Raw genomic sequence first — 14,975 nt, forward strand, 5'->3', positions numbered from 1 at the left:
GGGGAAACCATGGCACGTTTTGCAGCCAAGACCGGCCTGGCCGCGGCGCTGGCCGCTACGGCCCTACTGGGGCTCGCCGCCTGCTCGGATCCGGGCGCGACGGCGGCGACAGCACCGTCGTCGGGCTCTTCTTCAAGCGCCGCCTCCAAAGACTTCAACCTGTCGCCCGAACAGGACCGCATCAAGGTGACCGTTGACTCCGCAGCCGCGGCCCTGGTTCCGGAGGCCATCAAGGCCGATGGCAAACTGACGGTGGCCTCAACCGGTGGAACCCCACCGTTGAGCCTGTTCGCTACGGACAACAAGACGCTGATCGGCAGCGAGGTTGACCTCGCGTACGCCATCGGCGAGAGCCTTGGCCTGCAGGTTGAAGTGCTGCCGGTGGCATGGGCCGACTGGCCCCTCGGCGTCGAGTCGGGCAAGTATGAGGCCGTCCTCTCCAACGTCACGGTCACCGAAGCACGCAAGGAAAAGTTCGATTTCGCGACCTACCGCAATGACCTCCTGGGCTTCTATGCCAAGGCCGATTCGGATATTTCAGAGGTCAAGGAAGCCAAGGACGTCGCCGGCAAGCGCGTGATCGTCGGTTCAGGCACCAACCAGGAAGCGATCCTGGTGCGCTGGGACGAGGAGAACAAGAAGAACGGCTTGAAGCCGGTTGAGTTCCAGTATTACGACGACGACTCCGCCTCCCAGCTCGCCCTCCAGTCGGGCCGCGCGGACCTGACGTTCGGGCCCAACGCCTCCGCAGCCTACAAGGCAGCGAAGGATGGCAAGACCAAGGAAGTGGGCACGCTCAACGGCGGCTGGCCACTGAAGGCTGAGATTGCGTTCACTACCAAGAAGGACAACGGCCTTGCTGCGGCTGCGCAGGCTGCCATCAACCACCTCATCAAGGACGGCAGTTACGCCAAGATCCTGGACCGTTGGGGCCTGTCCTCCGAGGCCATCCCTGCGTCCGAACTGAACCCGGCAGGCCTGCCCAAAAAGTAGGAACCGCTGTGGCAGGGCAGACCTGCCGACGTCGAATCCCCGCCGGACACCAACCGGCGGGGATTCTTGCGCCGGACGCCCTGAACGGTCCTAGAAGTGTGCGGGATCAGTATTGGCGCCGCAGAGAATGACGGCGACAGTCTCGCCGTCCTTGGGAACGTAAGCTCCTGAGAGCAGCGCCGCGTAGGCTGCCGCCGCTCCATGTTCCACCACCATTCGGTACTCCTCCCACAGCTTGCGGCGGGCCTGGACGACGTCTTCGTCGCTGACCAGCACGCTCTGCACGCCCGTGCGACGGGCAACGCCGAATCCGATCTCGCCAATTCGCCGTGCGCCCAGGGAGTCCGCGGCGATCCCGGAGACCGCCACATCCACAGGCTCTCCCTTCGCCAAGGCGGTGTGCAGCGTGGGAACCGTCTCAGGCTCGACGCCCACCACATGGGCCCGGCCTTCAACCGCGGCGGCAATGCCGCCCATCAACCCACCGCCACCTACGGCAACCAGGATGGTATCGACGTCGGGCAGTTCGTCCAGCAGTTCCAGGCCAACGCCACCTGCGCCGGCCACGATCTCGGGCTGGTCATAGGCATGGCAATAGATCGCCCCGGATTCCTCGGCGAACTTCACGGCTGCAGCGTAGGCCTCGGCGTACTCAGAACCTCCTTGGACTACCCGGGCCCCGCTGGCGAACAACTTGTGGACCTTGGCGGCGGGCGCGGCCTCGGGGACGAACACGGTGGCAGGAACTCCGAGCTTGGACGCAGCGTAGGCGTTGGCCAAGCCCGCATTGCCGCCGGACGCCACCACAATGCCAACCTCCGGGTTCAGTTCGCCGTTCTCCCCCGCCGTGAGCAAGCGGTTGAAGGCGCCCCGGGCTTTGAACGTTCCCGTGTGCTGCATGTACTCGCACTTGAACCACAGGTGATACGGCTCCTGGTTGCCGCTCTCAACCACCGGTGTGTGCCGTACCCAGCCTGCCGTCCGTGAGTATGCCGCTTCTACTTCTTCACGTGTGACCATCGTGTGCTGCACCTTTCGTCCGTCTCATCCTATGGTCCGGGCGGAACATCCTATGGTCCAGGCGGACACCTGCCCTGCGACCCCCGCAGAATGGTCAGCACTGTTGACGGGTTCATTTCTTCTCGTTAACTGCCGCTTCCGTAGTTTCGCGTTGGGTCGCTACCCAGCTGGCGAGGACTTTCAGGGCGTCCTCTGAGGTGGTGTTGGGGTCGGCGGTATAGACGTTGATCCTCAGCCCCGGGTCTGCGGGCAGCTCAAGGGCTTCAAAGGTGAGATCCAGGTCCCCGACCACCGGGTGGTGAAGCCGTTTGCGCCCAGTGCGGTGATACTTCACATCGTGCCGGGCCCAGCGGATGCGGAATTCTTCGCTGCGGGTGGAGAGTTCACCAATCAGGTCCGTGAGGTCCTTGTCGTAGGGATTTTTCCCTGCAGTGGAGCGCAGAACCGCGACTATGTCATCAGCTGCCCGTTCCCAGTCGGCGAAGAATTCCCGGGCTTTTGGATTCAGGAACGTGAAGCGTGCACTGTTGGGCGGCTTGGTTTCTTCGGCCATCAAATCCATGTACAGGGCGTTGCCCAGCTCATTGGCGGCCAGGACGTCCCCGCGGTCGTTGCGTACCCAGGCCGGTGCAGCGGTGATGGCGTCAATGACGCGCTGGACACTGGGCCTCACTGTTTGTGGGCTGCGCTTGCGCCGCACCCGGGGAGCTGCGGTGGCAGCGCGGGCCAAGTCGTAAAGGTGGGCGGTCTCCGCGTCGTCGAGCTTCAATGCCCGACCAAGTGCTTCAAGGACACTGTCCGAGGCGCCGGAAAGGTTTCCCCGCTCAAGGCGGATGTAGTAGTCGACACTCATGCCGGCGAGCATCGCAACCTCCTCGCGGCGCAGCCCCGCTACCCGCCGGTTGCCACCGTACGCGGGAAGCCCGGCCTCCTCAGGGGTGATCCTTGCGCGGCGGGAGGTCAGGAACTTCCGCACATCATCGCTGTGTGTCATGCCCTCCACGCTACGCCGCGGCTCCCAGGCGAGGGAGGCTCTGGCGTTACCCTGAACCTTCCAGGCCCCACTTCAAGGGGGTAATGGCATGCACTCCCACGGAGACTCCGCCCGGTGTTGACTGGAAATACGCCCACCGGGGAAGCGCAGAACGTGCCCGTCCACACCTAACAACCGTCCACACGCAACGACCCGTCCACACGCAACGACAGGAACAGGCAACATGAACATCACACTCAATAACGGCGTCGCTATGCCCGCACTTGGCCTGGGCGTCTTCCAAAGCGCCCCCGAAGAAACGACGGCGGCAGTGGAGGTCGCGCTTGCCACCGGCTACCGGCACATCGACACTGCCGCAGCCTACGGTAATGAGCGCGAGGTAGGCGAAGGCATCCGCAAATCGGGCCTGGACAGGTCCGAGGTCTTCATCGAGACAAAGGTCTGGGTCAGCGACTACGGCTACGAGCAGACCCTGCACGCATGGGACAAAGCTGTGGGAAAGCTCGGCGTCGAGTCCTTGGACCTGCTCATTCTGCACCAGCCGGCTCCAGACAGGTTCGAGAAAACCATCGCTGCCTACAAAGCGCTGGAGACATTGCTTTCTGATGGCCGCGTCCGGGCGATCGGTGTCAGCAACTTCATGCCGCACCACCTGAAGGAGCTCCTCGCGGCCACCGACGTTGTTCCTGCGGTGAACCAGATTGAACTGCACCCGTACTTCACCCAGCCGGACGTTCAGGCTGCGGATGCCGAACATGGCATCCTGACCCAGGCGTGGTCACCGATCGGCGGGATCACGTTCTACCCGGGGTGGGGCGAGGAACGCAGGAACGTCATGGACGATCCCACGCTTGCCGGCATTGCGCAGGCACACAGCAAGAGCCCGGCTCAGGTCATGCTGCGCTGGCACCTGCAACAGGGCCGCTCCGCCATTCCGAAGTCGACCAACCCGTCACGCATCGCCGGGAACTTCGATGTGTTCAACTTTGAACTCAGCGTTGAAGAACTCGCAGCCATCGACGCCCTCGACACGGGCAACCGCAACGGCCCGGACCCGGACATAGCCCGGGAAGAGCGCTTTGCCATGGTCATCCCCGAAGCCTGATCGCCCCATAGGCTTGTTCGCATGGCTGACTTCGTCCTCCGTCCCTGTGTAACTTCCGACGCCGCGTGGATCGCCGAGCTCCGCGCGGTGGTGATGCGTCCGGATTTGGAACGGCTCGGGCGATTCGATCCTGTCCGTGTCCGCGAGCGCTTCCTCAACAGCTTCCAGCCGGAGCACACCTACGTGATCCATACGGGCGGTGTGGATGCCGGGGTCATTGCGGTTCGCCCAGAGCCAGATGCGCGGTGGATTGAACACTTCTACGTGGCCCCGGCGCATCAGGGTAAAGGGCTCGGGGGTGCCGTGCTCCGGCATGTCATGGCAGCGTCCGTGGACGAGAGGCCCTTCCGCCTGGACGTTCTGCAAGGAAGCCCCGCCCGGCGGCTTTATGAACGCCACGGCTTCGTGCTGGAATCCGAGGATCCCGTCGACGTCTTCATGATGGCCACAGCCAGCCCCTGACTGAACCAACGCAATGCGGTAGCCTCAGCACAAACCTATGCACGATCGCTGCTGTCTTCTGGGGGGAACAATGGGGATAAATCGAGCGCGGGCTTGGACGCTTGCAAGCGCTGCTGCGATAGCTCTGGCAGCCACGGTGGCCGGGACAGGGCCCGCTACGGCCGACTACCAGCCAACACCCATCATCGACGGCGTCCCTTACGTAGGTGCGGAGCTCCGCCGACAGTACGACTACAGCTATTGGGGTTGCCGGAATCCGGACGGAACGTCTGATGCCATCACTTTGGAATGGCTACGTGACGGCGAGCCACTCCCGGAGGAACGGCAAGGAGACACTCTGCGGATCCTGCCGGAAGACCTGGGCAGCCGTATCTCCATGCGTGTTCATCCCCTCACGCCAGGGAACCAGGGTTGCCCGACAGGCACGCAGCTGAGCAGCGAAACGCAGCCCATCAAGGCCTCCAGCAGGGCCATGGGGTGGACCGGGCGCGGCAACTTTGAACCCCTTGCCCGCACCTACGACGGCAGGCTCATCCTTTACCCGCGGACGTACACCTATTACAAGGGCGCCTGCGAGGGCCCGTGCCCGTCGTACTGGGGTTCCTGGGATGAACCCCGCCAGGTAGGCCAAGGGTGGAACGTCTTTGACGTTGTCTTCTCCCCCGGCGACTTTGACGGCGATGGGTACAACGACCTCCTGGGCAGGGACTCTGCCGGAAAGCTCTTCCTTTACCCTGGCGACGGAGAAGGTGGCTGGCTTGCCCGGGAACAGGTTGGCCAAGGATGGGGCATCTTCGACGCCATCGTAGGCCCGGGCGACTTCAATGGCGACGGCACCAACGATGTGCTGGCACGCGATGCCGCAGGCAGTCTGTTCCTCTACCCGGGGGACGGCGACGGCGGCTGGCTTCCCCGGGAACAGGTCGGGTGGGGCTGGCAGGTCATGAACAAAATCATCACCGGCGGCGATATGAACGCGGACGGGGGCGTAGATATATTCGGCCGCGACCAATATGGCTATCTGCGCCAATACCCCACTGACGGCGAAGGCAGCTGGGAGGAACCTGTCTGGCTTGGCACTGGTTGGCAGACGTTCTCCGAGGTGGCCGGACTTGGAAGCTCCGGCCACACGAAGTACAACGAACTCGTCGCCGTTGACGCGAATGGCGACCTCATCACCTATGCCACTGGCGCCTCAACTACAGGCATGTATGGCCCCTACGGCCCCATCGGCACGGGGTGGGACGTGTTCAAGGCGCTTCTCTGAACACAAGTGGCGGCTAGAGCGGCTGCCCCCACACAGCCAACTGCAAACTGACGTTCCCCCGCGAGACGTCGACGACGGCGGCACCCGCCTCGCCGCCGTCGGGCGCTGTTTCACGTTGGCCCGGCTGGAACCCGAGCCACCGCACCAGCTTCCTCATCGGCAATCCTGCCATCATCAGACCTGCACCGGCTCGTTCGAACGCACCGGCGTCTCCAGCCCCAGGTTTTCGCGAAGCGTGGTGCCGCGGTATTCCGTGGGGTAGACGCCGCGTTCCTGAAGTTCGGGCACCAGGTGGTTCACGATGTCGTCCAAGCCGGTGGGGATGAGCCACGGCGAGATGTTGAACCCGTCCACCGCACCAACGCGGGCGAACTGGGCGAGGTGATCGGCGACGGCGGTGTAGGAACCGGTGAAGGTAGCGTCCACCCGTGCGGTGCGGGAGGTGACGAACTGGCGGATTGAGAGGCCCTTGTCCTTGGCCTCGGCACGCCATTGGTCCGCAAGCTGCCGGGCCTTCGCACCGTGGAAGCCGCTGCCGCGGGTCTCCGAGGTCTCCTCGACTACAGGATCAATCTCCGGGAGCGGGCCATCGGAATCGTACTCAGTGAGCTCGCGGCCCCAGAACTGCTCCAGGTAGGCGATCGCTTGCTGCGGACCAATCTGGAGGCTGCGAACCCAGGCCTTTTTCTCCTGCGCTTCCCGGTCAGTGGCGGCCAGGATGAACTCGCTGGCCGGCATGATCTGCACGGCGTTGGCCCCACGGCCCGCATCGACCGAGCGCGCCACGATGTCGCGCCGGAATTCCACGGCGTCGTCGAATTTGGGGTGGGCCGAGAAAATCACATCTGCCTGGCGGGCTGCAAAGTTCCGGCCTTCCGGGGAGTCGCCGGCTTGGAACAGCACGGGCCGGTACTGGGCGCTCCGCGGCAATCGTGGGCTGACGTCCACCGTGTAGTGCCGGCCTTCGTGAAGCACCCGGCGAGCCGGTCCGGCAGAAGTCTCCCACGAGTCCCAAATACGCTTGGCCGTTTCGACGAACGCTTCGGCATGCTTGTAGCGGTCGGCGTGGTCGAGGTATCCCCCTCGACGGAAATTGGCTCCGGTCCACGCGTTGTCCGTGGTGACCACGTTCCACGCGGCACGGCCGCCGGAGATCAGGTCCAGCGAGGACAATCGATGCGCGAGGTCCGCGGGATCGTTGTATGTGGTGTTTTGCGTGGCAACCAGCCCGATGTTCGTGGTCACCGCGGCCAGGGCGGCGAGCATGGTTTGAGCATCAGGACGGCCCACTACGTCCAGGGCGTGCGGCCGTCCGAGGTGTTCGCGGAGGCGCAGACCTTCGCCGAGGAAGAACGCCGCGAACTTTCCGCGCTCGGCGGTCTGGACGATGCGGCGGAAGGATTCGAAGTCGGTTTGCGAACCCGATTCGGGGGCCTTCCAGATAGTGCCGGAGTTGACACCCTGGAAGAAGATCCCGAACTGGATCTGCCCACTCGGCTGGAAAATAGCACGGTTGTGCTGTGTCATGGTGATCCCTTACTTTCCGGCGGCAGCAGCGGCCGCGGCAGACGTCGAGTAGCGGTTCTCTGCGCGTCCAAGGCCCAGCAGCCCACGGAACGTTCCGTCCTGGGTCGGCGCACGCAAAGACCCGCGGCGCCTCAGTTCGGGCAGGACCAGCCGCGCAAGTTCGTCCAACTCGACGGCGAGCGACGCCGGGTGGAGACGGACGCCGTCGGCCTCCTTCAGGAGCGAATCGAGGTAGTCGGTGAGACCGGCTGCCGAGCCGACGAAACGCGCCCTGCCGTCGTCCTGCGAGGTGTCCGACCGCGACGCCGCAGCCTGCCCCCGCGAGTCGAGGACGACGTCGAGCTCCGCGACAATCGCGACGGAAGCACCAAGCCGGGCCCGCACATGGCGAACCTCGGCGGCGAGCAGTTCGGGCGTCGGAGCAGACACCAGCACAGCGTCCACGGCATCCACCGGAACCTGACCGTCACCCACCAGGGACGCAGCGGCCAGCACCGGCAACTGACCCTGCAGCGGCCTGGGGATGATGGACGGGCCCTTCACGGAATAGCCGGGACCCGCGAAATCGGCGGGCGTTTCGAAGTCCACGTAGTGAAGCTTGTCGACGTCGATGTACCGTCCCGTGGCGACGTCGCGGATCACGGCGTCGTCCTCCCAGGAATCCCACAAACGGCGGCCAACCTCAATGGATGCGGCAGCTTCCTGCGCGAGCGCATCACCTTCAACGAAGGAACGCCCGACGGCGGCAGCAGCCTCGGGTGCCTCCGCTGCGGTGGCGATCCAGCCGGCCCGGCCCCCGGACACGTAGTCCAGGCTCGCGAGCTGCGTGGAAATGTGGAAGGGCTCCGTATAGACGGTGTCCACTTCCGGAACCAGGGCGATATTCCTGGTGACGGGCCCGGCGTAGGCTGCACGCTGGAGAGCATTGACCCTCCCCGGGACCGGCGCATCCGCGAAGGTGGCCACGTGGAAGCCGGCTGACTCGGCGGCCAGGACAGCCCGGGCGAGGTCCTCATACCCGGCGCCGTCGAGTTCGATGGCCAGGAACCCGGCCGTGTGTTCTTCGAAAGTACTCACTTCTGGTCCTGCCGTTCGTAAGGGATCTTCTCGCCGGCTTCGATGGCTACGGGCAGTCGGTTTTCCGCGGGCGGAAGCGGGCACGTGGCGAGATCGGTGTAAGCGCACGGCAGGTTGACGGCGCGGTTGAAATCGAGCTGCACGGTGCCATCGGCTGCAGGAACCACGGACAGCGAGCGGTTGGCCGCATACGTGGTTTTGCCCGACGTCTGGTCTGTGAACAGTACGGACAGCGAGCCCGGCGCGTGGCCGTTGAATGCCGTCAGAGCCAATTCCTGTCCGGCGAGTTTGAACCGGATCTCACCCGGTGCCTCGTAGACGTGCTGGATACCCTCGACGGCGGCACCCACGGTTGTGGGGCGGGGGGCCTCGAACGGCACGAACGTACCGGCCACGGCGAACGCCGTGTCGGGTGCATAAGCGGGTGTACCTTGGTACTCCCGCAAGAGGGCATTCGACGGGTTCCGCGGCCGCACGATGTACTCGCCGCCCCTCTTGGCTACCTCGATCACGGTATCGCCGGAAACCAGGTTGATGCCGCCGCGTTCCTCGATCGGGCCGAACTCCAGCGATTTACCTGCGTCGGGCTTGAGTTCAACACCGTCCTGCTGCAGGCTTTCGCCGGGCTCCAGGACAACCCGTACGACGTCGGCTTCCGCGCTCCACGTGCCGGGGACGCCTTCCAACCGGGTCGGGTTGCTGTCCAGCCAGTGCAGGTGGGTCACGGCGAGAAAGCCGTGCGGGTGGGCACGGTGGCGTTCATGGGCGGAATGCCACTCCTGCCACTCCTCGGCAAAGGCCTCGAGTGCTGTTTCAGTGTGCGTAGGCATATTGGAGTCGCTCCTGTTCAAGGCGTGGTCTGCGGTGATGGTTGCTGATATCCAGGACCTGGAAAGTCACTTGCCGGTCCCAAAGGTTGTTTCAGTGACGGTCTTGGACTCCGGCAAGGCTTCTTCAGAAAGGCCCCAACGTTCCAGGACCTTGCCGTAGGAGCCGTCCTTGATGGTGGAGTTGAGGGCGTCCGTGATGGCTGGGGCCAGCCCGTTGCCCTTGAGTGTGGTGGCCGCAACCAGGGTCTCGGAAGGCCAGCCGGCGTTGACCTTGCCCACCACCTTGAGGTCGTCGCGGGTGTTCTCGCGGTAGGTCACGGACGGGTAGGGCGCCAGGTTCAGGTCGGTGCGGCCGGAGGACAACGCCAGGATGGTGTCGGCGTCGGACGAGTAGTACTGCAACGTGGCAGGCGCCTTGCCTTTGGCTTCCAGCTCCTTGTTCCAGGCGAGGAGGATTTTCTCCTGGTTGGTGCCCGAGCCCACGGAGATTTTCAGCCCGGAAATATCGTCCGAGCCCTTGATGTCGTAGCTCGAGCTCTTCTTTGCTTCAAAGCCCATGTAGGCGGCCCGGTAGGTGGAGAAATCGAACAGCTTCACGCGGGCGGCGTTGATGCCCACGTTGGAGAACACGGCCTCGAAATCGCCGGACTGGGTCTTGAGCGGCCAGTTCTCCCACGACGTCACCTGCAGGTCCAGGTCCAGGCCCAGTTTGTCTGCCACGAGTTGGGCGATGTCCACTTCCACGCCGATCGGCGTCTTGTCATCCGTGGCGTGGAAGGACAGCGGTATTGAACCCGCCGTAGTGGCCACCGTCAGCTTGCCGTCCTTGGCGATGGACGCCGGAACATTTGCGGCAGCGGCAGCATCTTTCTGCGCGCGGATACGGTTCTGGTCCACAGAAGTGTTGTAAACGATGCCGTTCTTTGCGGCTTCAGATTCCGGTTTGGCTGCCGACGCCCCAGGATCGGAGCACCCTGCAAGCGCGGGAAGTACGACGGCGGGAAGTACAGCGAGCGCCAGGAGCTTGCTTTTGTTGGTGGCGAGGGTCTTGCGAAGCATGGGGTGTCCTAGATGTTGAAAGCTGGTTCGATGACTTTGGAGAAGAAGCTGCGCGTGCGCTCTTCGCGGGGGTTGCCGAAGATTTCCTGCGGCGTGCCGGACTCGACGATCTGCCCCTGGTCCATGAAGACCACGGTGTCTGCGACATCCCGTGCAAAGCCCATCTCGTGGGTCACGATGATCAGCGTGGTCCCGGACTTGGCCAGCTCACGGATGACGTCCAGGACTTCGTTGACGAGTTCGGGGTCCAACGCCGAGGTTGGCTCGTCGAAGAGGAGGATCCTGGGGTCGAGCGCGAGTGCCCGGGCAATGGCAACGCGCTGCTGCTGGCCACCCGAGAGCTGCCTGGGATAAGCGTCGGCGCGGTCTTTCAGACCCACTCGATCCAACAGCTCCAGCGCGCGCTTCCTGGCTTCCACCTTGGAACGCTTTTGGGCCACCACGGGTGCTTCGGCGACGTTCTCCAGCGCGGTGAGATGCGGGAACAGGTTGAAGTTCTGGAACACCATGCCGATGTTGGTGCGCTGCTTCAGGATGTCCTTCTCGCGTAGTTCGTGGAGCTTGTTGCCACGGAGCTGGTAACCCACCAGCTCGCCGTCGATGGTGATGTAGCCGCCGTCCACCTTTTCCAGGTGGTTGATGGTTCGCAGCAGGGTGGACTTGCCTGAACCCGACGGGCCAACGATCACGGCTACGCCTCCAGGCGGAACAGACAATGAAACACCTTTGAGGACCTCGGTGGTGCCGAATGACTTACGAACGTTGGTGATGTGCACCTGGCCACGGGTGGCCTTCTTGTCCGCCGAGGCGGGCCGGGCCGCCGTCGTGCTTGCAGGAGCGCCGGCGGGAGCTGCCTTTCCCGCCGTCGTGGATTCTTTGCGTGCGGCGATGATGCTCATCGGGCGTCCTTTGTGGGTGAAACAGCTACGTGGGTGGCGAAGAACTTCCGGGCCTTCTGCAACGGGGTGAGCGGGAGGTTGCGTACCGCGCCCTTGGAGAAGTGGCGTTCGATGTAGTACTGGAAGACGCTCAGCACAGAGGTGATCACCACGTACCAGAGTGTGGCGACAAGGAGCAGTGGCAGCACCTGCTGGGTCCGGTTGTAGATGACCTGGACCGTGTAGAAGAGCTCGGAGTAGGCCAGTACGTAGACAATCGAGGTGCCCTTGACGAGGCCGATGATCTCGTTGAAGGCGTTGGGCAGGATGGCCCGCATGGCTTGGGGCAGAACGATCCGGGTGTTGCGCTGCCACGCCGGTATGCCCAGGGCCGCCGCAGCCTCGAGCTGGCCTTGGTCCACTGACAGGATGCCGCCTCGAATGATCTCCGCCGAGTACGCTGCCTGGTTCAGGGTGAGGCCCAGGACCGCGGCTGCGAACTGGCTGATGAGCGTGGTGGTCTGGGCCTCGAAGAAGCGGACGTCCGTGAAGGGGATGCCCAGGCTGATCTTCTCGTAGAGGTAGCCGAGGTTGTACCAAAGCAGGAGCTGGACCAGCAGCGGCGTGGAGCGGAAGATCCATGAGAACGTCCAGGACACCGAGACCAGCAGCGGCGACGCGGACAGGCGCATGAGGGCAAGGATGAAACCCAGGACGAAACCCAATACCCCTGAGATCGCCGTGAGCTTCAAGGTCTCCAGCAGCCCGTTGACCACGGACCGGGCGGTGAACCATTCGGCCACCACTCCCCATTCCCAGCGCGGGTTGGTGACCAGGGACCAAATAATGGCGGCGACGCCGGCGGCCACCAGGACAGTGCCCACCCATCGCCATGGATGCCGGGCCGGGACCAGCTTGTAGTGGGAGTAGTCCGCGGTGGGCGGTGCGGTTTCCGCTGTGGCAGGCGGTGCTGCTGCACTCATGCGCCACCTCGTTTCAGATCGGTTGTTGACTATCGGATGGCTGACAATCTAGGGGTGCCCGGGAGGCCCGGCAAGGCAGAAATTTGTACTTCTTCACTGGACTTAGTGCAGGTTCACGGGACTTCACGCAGCGCCATATGAGACCGGACTTTGCGCTGCTTAACGTCTGATGACGCGGGGTGAACGGCCGTTACCCGCTCCTCGACCGCGGCGGCACCGCCTCCCTAGATTGGGCTGAACCACCCGTTGTTCTTCAGGAGATCCCATGCCGTCACGAGTTCCCGCTATCGCCTTCATCGGCGGCGGCCCGCGCACGGCCGGCGTCCTGGAAAGACTGGCCGCGAGCCGGCCAAGGTTGTTCCAAGGCCCCTTGCACATCCACGTCGTGGAGCCGTATGAGCCAGGCTCCGGGAGGATCTGGCGCTATGACCAGAGCCCGGGCCTGCTGCTGAACTCCACCGCGGCGGACGTCACCATGTTCACCGACGCATCCGTGGCGTGCGATGGTCCTCCCGTCGATGGGCCCGGCCTCGCCACGTGGGCGGCAGGTGTGCTGGACGGCAGCATCCGCGACGTCCCTACGCTGGAGCCCCACTTGCTGGCACAACTCCGTTCGCTCACACCTTCTTCATTTCCGACGCGGCAGCTCCAAAGCAAATATCTTGAGTGGTTCTTCCGTCGTTCAGTCACGGCTCTGGGACCCGAGGTATCGGTAACGGTGCACCGGGACACGGCTACCGCCGTCGAGCGTTCTTCCGACGCCGGCGGTGGGACCGACGCCGGTGCGCACCACGTGCGGTTGGCTTCCGGCGCCGAGGTGCTGGCCGACGTCGTGGTTTACGCCCTGGGCCATACCGACTCGTTGCCGGACGACGAGTCCGCCCGCCTCAGCGATTTCGCTGCCCGCCACGGTGGGTTCCATGCGCCGCCGTCGTACACAACGGACGTGGACTACTCAGGGATTGAAGCCGGCCAGGACGTGATCGTATCCGGAATGGGGCTCGCGTTCGTCGACCTGTTGGTGCTGTTGTTCGAAGGCCGCGGCGGCCGCTTCGAGGAAAAGCCCGACGGCGAACTCGAGTATGTGCCATCCGGCGCCGAACCACGGCTCTGGGTAGGTTCACGACGCGGCGTGCCGTACCACTCCAAAATTTCCTCCGTTGTGCGTGGCGAGCCGATCGCACGTCCGCGGTACTTCACTGCCGAGGCTGTTGATGCGTTGTTGGCTGGCCATCAGGAACTCGACTTCCGCTCACAACTGTGGCCCTTGATCGCGAAGGACGCCGGTTATGCCTACTATCGCGAGCTCTTCACGGGCTACCCGTCGCGGGTTTTGGGGACGTGGGCCAGCTTCGAGAAGAGGTTCGATGCCTTGGACTGGTACAGCCCTGCCCGGGAAGAGCTGGTTGCCTCCTCCGTCCCTGATCCCGCGCTGCGGCTGGACCTGGAGGCCTTGGACCACCCACTGAGCGGTTGCGCGTTTGCGGACCATGAGGCCGTGCAGCGCTCGGTGGCCGCGTACATCCAACACGATCTCGACCTCCGAACCAGCCCCGACCATTCCGAAACACTCGCACTCTTCACCGCGTTGTTGTTCGTCTACATGGACCTTGGCCGGTTGGTCCCGCAGGATCGGCTCAATGCACGCTCCCAACAGGCGATCCACGGATGGTGGCACGGCTTCTTCAGCTTCGTGGATTCCGGGCCGCCGTCACACCGTCTCCGTGAAATGCTCGCGCTGCACCGGGCTGGGTTCCTGAAGTTCCTGGGGCCGGGCATGTGGGTGCGCACCGACGAATCAACGGGCCGGTTTGTTGCCGGCTCATTCCAGTCACCCGTGGTGGTGGATGCTTCGGCGTACATAGAGGCACGGTTGCCGTCAGCGTCCGTGGAACGTTCGGCGAATCCCGCCCTGGCAGACCTGCACGACGCCGGATGGGGCACCGAGCAGAGGTTGCTTACCTCCGAAGGTGCGCACTCCACGGGCAAACTTCTGGTTTCCGGGAATCACCAGGTCCTGTCACCTGTTGGTACAGCACAGGACACTTTGTTTGCGGTGGGACCGTGGACGTCGGGCTGGGGCGCGGGAGCATTTGCGCGCCCCAACACCAACGCGGCACCCTTCCGGGAAAACGACGCGTTGGCCCGAAGGATCCTGGGCACCCTCGCGGCGACTACCCACCCAACTGAGTCGCAGTTAAGCGCGTTTTGACCGCCCAAAACGAGCTCAGCTGCTACCTACTTGGGTGAACCTACGAAAGGCATGACATGACCACAACGCCAACCCTTTCCGTCCTCAGCCTGCCCATGCGCGATCCCCGCGTCCGTCCCCTCCTGGACGAACTCGCCGTCGAATATGACACGCGCTACGGGACACTCTTCGGCACCGGGGGCGCTGCAGAGGAACTGAACAGGTACCCCGCCGAGGAATTCGCTGCACCCCACGGAGCACTGATCATCATCCAGGAGAACGGCGAATCCGTGGCTGGCGGCGCATTCAGGCGCTTCGACGAGCACACCGCAGAACTCAAGAGAATCTGGACCCACTCTGCGCATCGTCGGCGCGGGCTGGCACGGCGGGTGCTCACGGAGTTGGAAAATGAAGCACGACGCCGGGGCTACAGGAAGCTCTACCTCACCACCGGCCCACGCCAGCCGGAGGCCAGGAATCTGTACCTCGCCACGGGCTATAAAGCGCTCTTCGATCTCGCCGCAGACCCTGAAGACATCAAGCATCTGGCCTTCAGCAAGGATCTTGTGCTGCCCAGCTAAGCTATGCG

15 protein-coding genes are annotated in these 14,975 nt (G+C 64.0%); 6 read left to right on the top strand and 9 right to left on the bottom strand.

What is annotated here, in order from left to right:
• Positions 1–9 precede the first annotated feature (9 nt).
• Complete coding sequence (locus LDN82_RS20005) at positions 10–993, top strand: ABC transporter substrate-binding protein (protein ID WP_224165578.1); 984 nt, start codon at positions 10–12, stop codon at positions 991–993.
• A gap of 90 nt (positions 994–1,083) precedes the next feature.
• On the opposite strand, the gene LDN82_RS20010 is transcribed toward LDN82_RS20005, so the two are convergent.
• Positions 1,084–2,013, bottom strand: a complete 930-nt coding sequence (locus LDN82_RS20010) for a threonine/serine dehydratase (protein WP_224165579.1) — start codon at positions 2,011–2,013, stop codon at positions 1,084–1,086.
• A 112-nt stretch (positions 2,014–2,125) separates the two neighbouring features.
• Positions 2,126–3,007 (bottom strand): helix-turn-helix transcriptional regulator, encoded by an 882-nt coding sequence (locus tag LDN82_RS20015; RefSeq protein ID WP_224165580.1) that lies wholly within the window; start codon positions 3,005–3,007, stop codon positions 2,126–2,128.
• Positions 3,008–3,230: 223 nt separating this feature from the next.
• Here LDN82_RS20015 and LDN82_RS20020 point away from each other — a divergent pair, with 223 nt between their 5' ends.
• The 3 genes from LDN82_RS20020 (at position 3,231) to LDN82_RS20030 (ending at position 5,841) form a co-directional block, all read left to right on the top strand.
• Positions 3,231–4,112: an aldo/keto reductase gene (locus LDN82_RS20020; protein ID WP_224165581.1), complete on the top strand. Its 882-nt coding sequence runs from the start codon at positions 3,231–3,233 to the stop codon at positions 4,110–4,112.
• A gap of 21 nt (positions 4,113–4,133) precedes the next feature.
• The gene (locus LDN82_RS20025; protein WP_224165582.1) at positions 4,134–4,574 is read left to right on the top strand and encodes a GNAT family N-acetyltransferase; all 441 of its coding nucleotides are present in this window, start codon (positions 4,134–4,136) and stop codon (positions 4,572–4,574) included.
• Positions 4,575–4,644: 70 nt separating this feature from the next.
• Positions 4,645–5,841, top strand: a complete 1,197-nt coding sequence (locus LDN82_RS20030) for a VCBS repeat-containing protein (RefSeq protein ID WP_224165583.1) — start codon at positions 4,645–4,647, stop codon at positions 5,839–5,841.
• Between the two features lie 13 nt (positions 5,842–5,854).
• On the opposite strand, the gene LDN82_RS20035 is transcribed toward LDN82_RS20030, so the two are convergent.
• From LDN82_RS20035 to LDN82_RS20065, 7 genes are all read right to left on the bottom strand, one after another.
• The gene (locus LDN82_RS20035; RefSeq protein ID WP_224165584.1) at positions 5,855–5,998 is read right to left on the bottom strand and encodes a hypothetical protein; all 144 of its coding nucleotides are present in this window, start codon (positions 5,996–5,998) and stop codon (positions 5,855–5,857) included.
• Between the two features lie 17 nt (positions 5,999–6,015).
• Positions 6,016–7,368 carry an NtaA/DmoA family FMN-dependent monooxygenase gene (locus LDN82_RS20040; RefSeq protein WP_224165585.1) on the bottom strand — a complete coding sequence of 451 codons (1,353 nt, stop codon included), beginning with the start codon at positions 7,366–7,368 and terminating at the stop codon, positions 6,016–6,018.
• A gap of 9 nt (positions 7,369–7,377) precedes the next feature.
• Complete coding sequence (locus tag LDN82_RS20045; RefSeq protein ID WP_224165586.1) at positions 7,378–8,445, bottom strand: LLM class flavin-dependent oxidoreductase; 1,068 nt, start codon at positions 8,443–8,445, stop codon at positions 7,378–7,380.
• The gene (locus tag LDN82_RS20050; protein ID WP_224165587.1) at positions 8,442–9,275 is read right to left on the bottom strand and encodes a DUF1684 domain-containing protein; all 834 of its coding nucleotides are present in this window, start codon (positions 9,273–9,275) and stop codon (positions 8,442–8,444) included. The genes LDN82_RS20045 and LDN82_RS20050 overlap by 4 nt, the downstream gene beginning before the upstream one ends.
• A gap of 66 nt (positions 9,276–9,341) precedes the next feature.
• Positions 9,342–10,334 (bottom strand): ABC transporter substrate-binding protein, encoded by a 993-nt coding sequence (locus tag LDN82_RS20055; protein WP_224165588.1) that lies wholly within the window; start codon positions 10,332–10,334, stop codon positions 9,342–9,344.
• A gap of 8 nt (positions 10,335–10,342) precedes the next feature.
• Positions 10,343–11,233: an amino acid ABC transporter ATP-binding protein gene (locus LDN82_RS20060; RefSeq protein WP_224165589.1), complete on the bottom strand. Its 891-nt coding sequence runs from the start codon at positions 11,231–11,233 to the stop codon at positions 10,343–10,345.
• Entirely contained in the window at positions 11,230–12,195 is a 966-nt protein-coding gene (locus tag LDN82_RS20065; protein WP_224165590.1) for an amino acid ABC transporter permease, read from the bottom strand. Before LDN82_RS20065 ends, LDN82_RS20060 begins: the two co-directional genes overlap by 4 nt.
• A 265-nt stretch (positions 12,196–12,460) precedes the next feature.
• Here LDN82_RS20065 and LDN82_RS20070 point away from each other — a divergent pair, with 265 nt between their 5' ends.
• Positions 12,461–14,407 carry an FAD/NAD(P)-binding protein gene (locus LDN82_RS20070; protein WP_224165591.1) on the top strand — a complete coding sequence of 649 codons (1,947 nt, stop codon included), beginning with the start codon at positions 12,461–12,463 and terminating at the stop codon, positions 14,405–14,407.
• 56 nt (positions 14,408–14,463) lie between these two features.
• Positions 14,464–14,967 (top strand): GNAT family N-acetyltransferase, encoded by a 504-nt coding sequence (locus tag LDN82_RS20075; RefSeq protein ID WP_224089439.1) that lies wholly within the window; start codon positions 14,464–14,466, stop codon positions 14,965–14,967.
• Positions 14,968–14,975 lie beyond the last annotated feature (8 nt).

The sequence above is a fragment of the Arthrobacter sp. StoSoilA2 genome (assembly GCF_019977195.1).
Lineage (GTDB): Bacteria > Actinomycetota > Actinomycetes > Actinomycetales > Micrococcaceae > Arthrobacter.

What these genes read in the sequence shown, in the direction of transcription:
- LDN82_RS20070 (WP_224165591.1), top strand. Translation starts at nt 12,461, where the DNA reads ATGCCGTCACGAGTTCCCGCTATCGCCTTCATCGGCGGCGGCCCGCGC.
- LDN82_RS20050 (WP_224165587.1), bottom strand. Translation starts at nt 9,275, where the DNA reads ATGCCTACGCACACTGAAACAGCACTCGAGGCCTTTGCCGAGGAGTGG.
- LDN82_RS20035 (WP_224165584.1), bottom strand. Translation starts at nt 5,998, where the DNA reads ATGAGGAAGCTGGTGCGGTGGCTCGGGTTCCAGCCGGGCCAACGTGAA.
- LDN82_RS20030 (WP_224165583.1), top strand. Translation starts at nt 4,645, where the DNA reads ATGGGGATAAATCGAGCGCGGGCTTGGACGCTTGCAAGCGCTGCTGCG.
- LDN82_RS20060 (WP_224165589.1), bottom strand. Translation starts at nt 11,233, where the DNA reads ATGAGCATCATCGCCGCACGCAAAGAATCCACGACGGCGGGAAAGGCA.
- LDN82_RS20020 (WP_224165581.1), top strand. Translation starts at nt 3,231, where the DNA reads ATGAACATCACACTCAATAACGGCGTCGCTATGCCCGCACTTGGCCTG.
- LDN82_RS20005 (WP_224165578.1), top strand. Translation starts at nt 10, where the DNA reads ATGGCACGTTTTGCAGCCAAGACCGGCCTGGCCGCGGCGCTGGCCGCT.
- LDN82_RS20055 (WP_224165588.1), bottom strand. Translation starts at nt 10,334, where the DNA reads ATGCTTCGCAAGACCCTCGCCACCAACAAAAGCAAGCTCCTGGCGCTC.
- LDN82_RS20065 (WP_224165590.1), bottom strand. Translation starts at nt 12,195, where the DNA reads ATGAGTGCAGCAGCACCGCCTGCCACAGCGGAAACCGCACCGCCCACC.
- LDN82_RS20075 (WP_224089439.1), top strand. Translation starts at nt 14,464, where the DNA reads ATGACCACAACGCCAACCCTTTCCGTCCTCAGCCTGCCCATGCGCGAT.
- LDN82_RS20040 (WP_224165585.1), bottom strand. Translation starts at nt 7,368, where the DNA reads ATGACACAGCACAACCGTGCTATTTTCCAGCCGAGTGGGCAGATCCAG.
- LDN82_RS20010 (WP_224165579.1), bottom strand. Translation starts at nt 2,013, where the DNA reads ATGGTCACACGTGAAGAAGTAGAAGCGGCATACTCACGGACGGCAGGC.
- LDN82_RS20025 (WP_224165582.1), top strand. Translation starts at nt 4,134, where the DNA reads ATGGCTGACTTCGTCCTCCGTCCCTGTGTAACTTCCGACGCCGCGTGG.
- LDN82_RS20015 (WP_224165580.1), bottom strand. Translation starts at nt 3,007, where the DNA reads ATGACACACAGCGATGATGTGCGGAAGTTCCTGACCTCCCGCCGCGCA.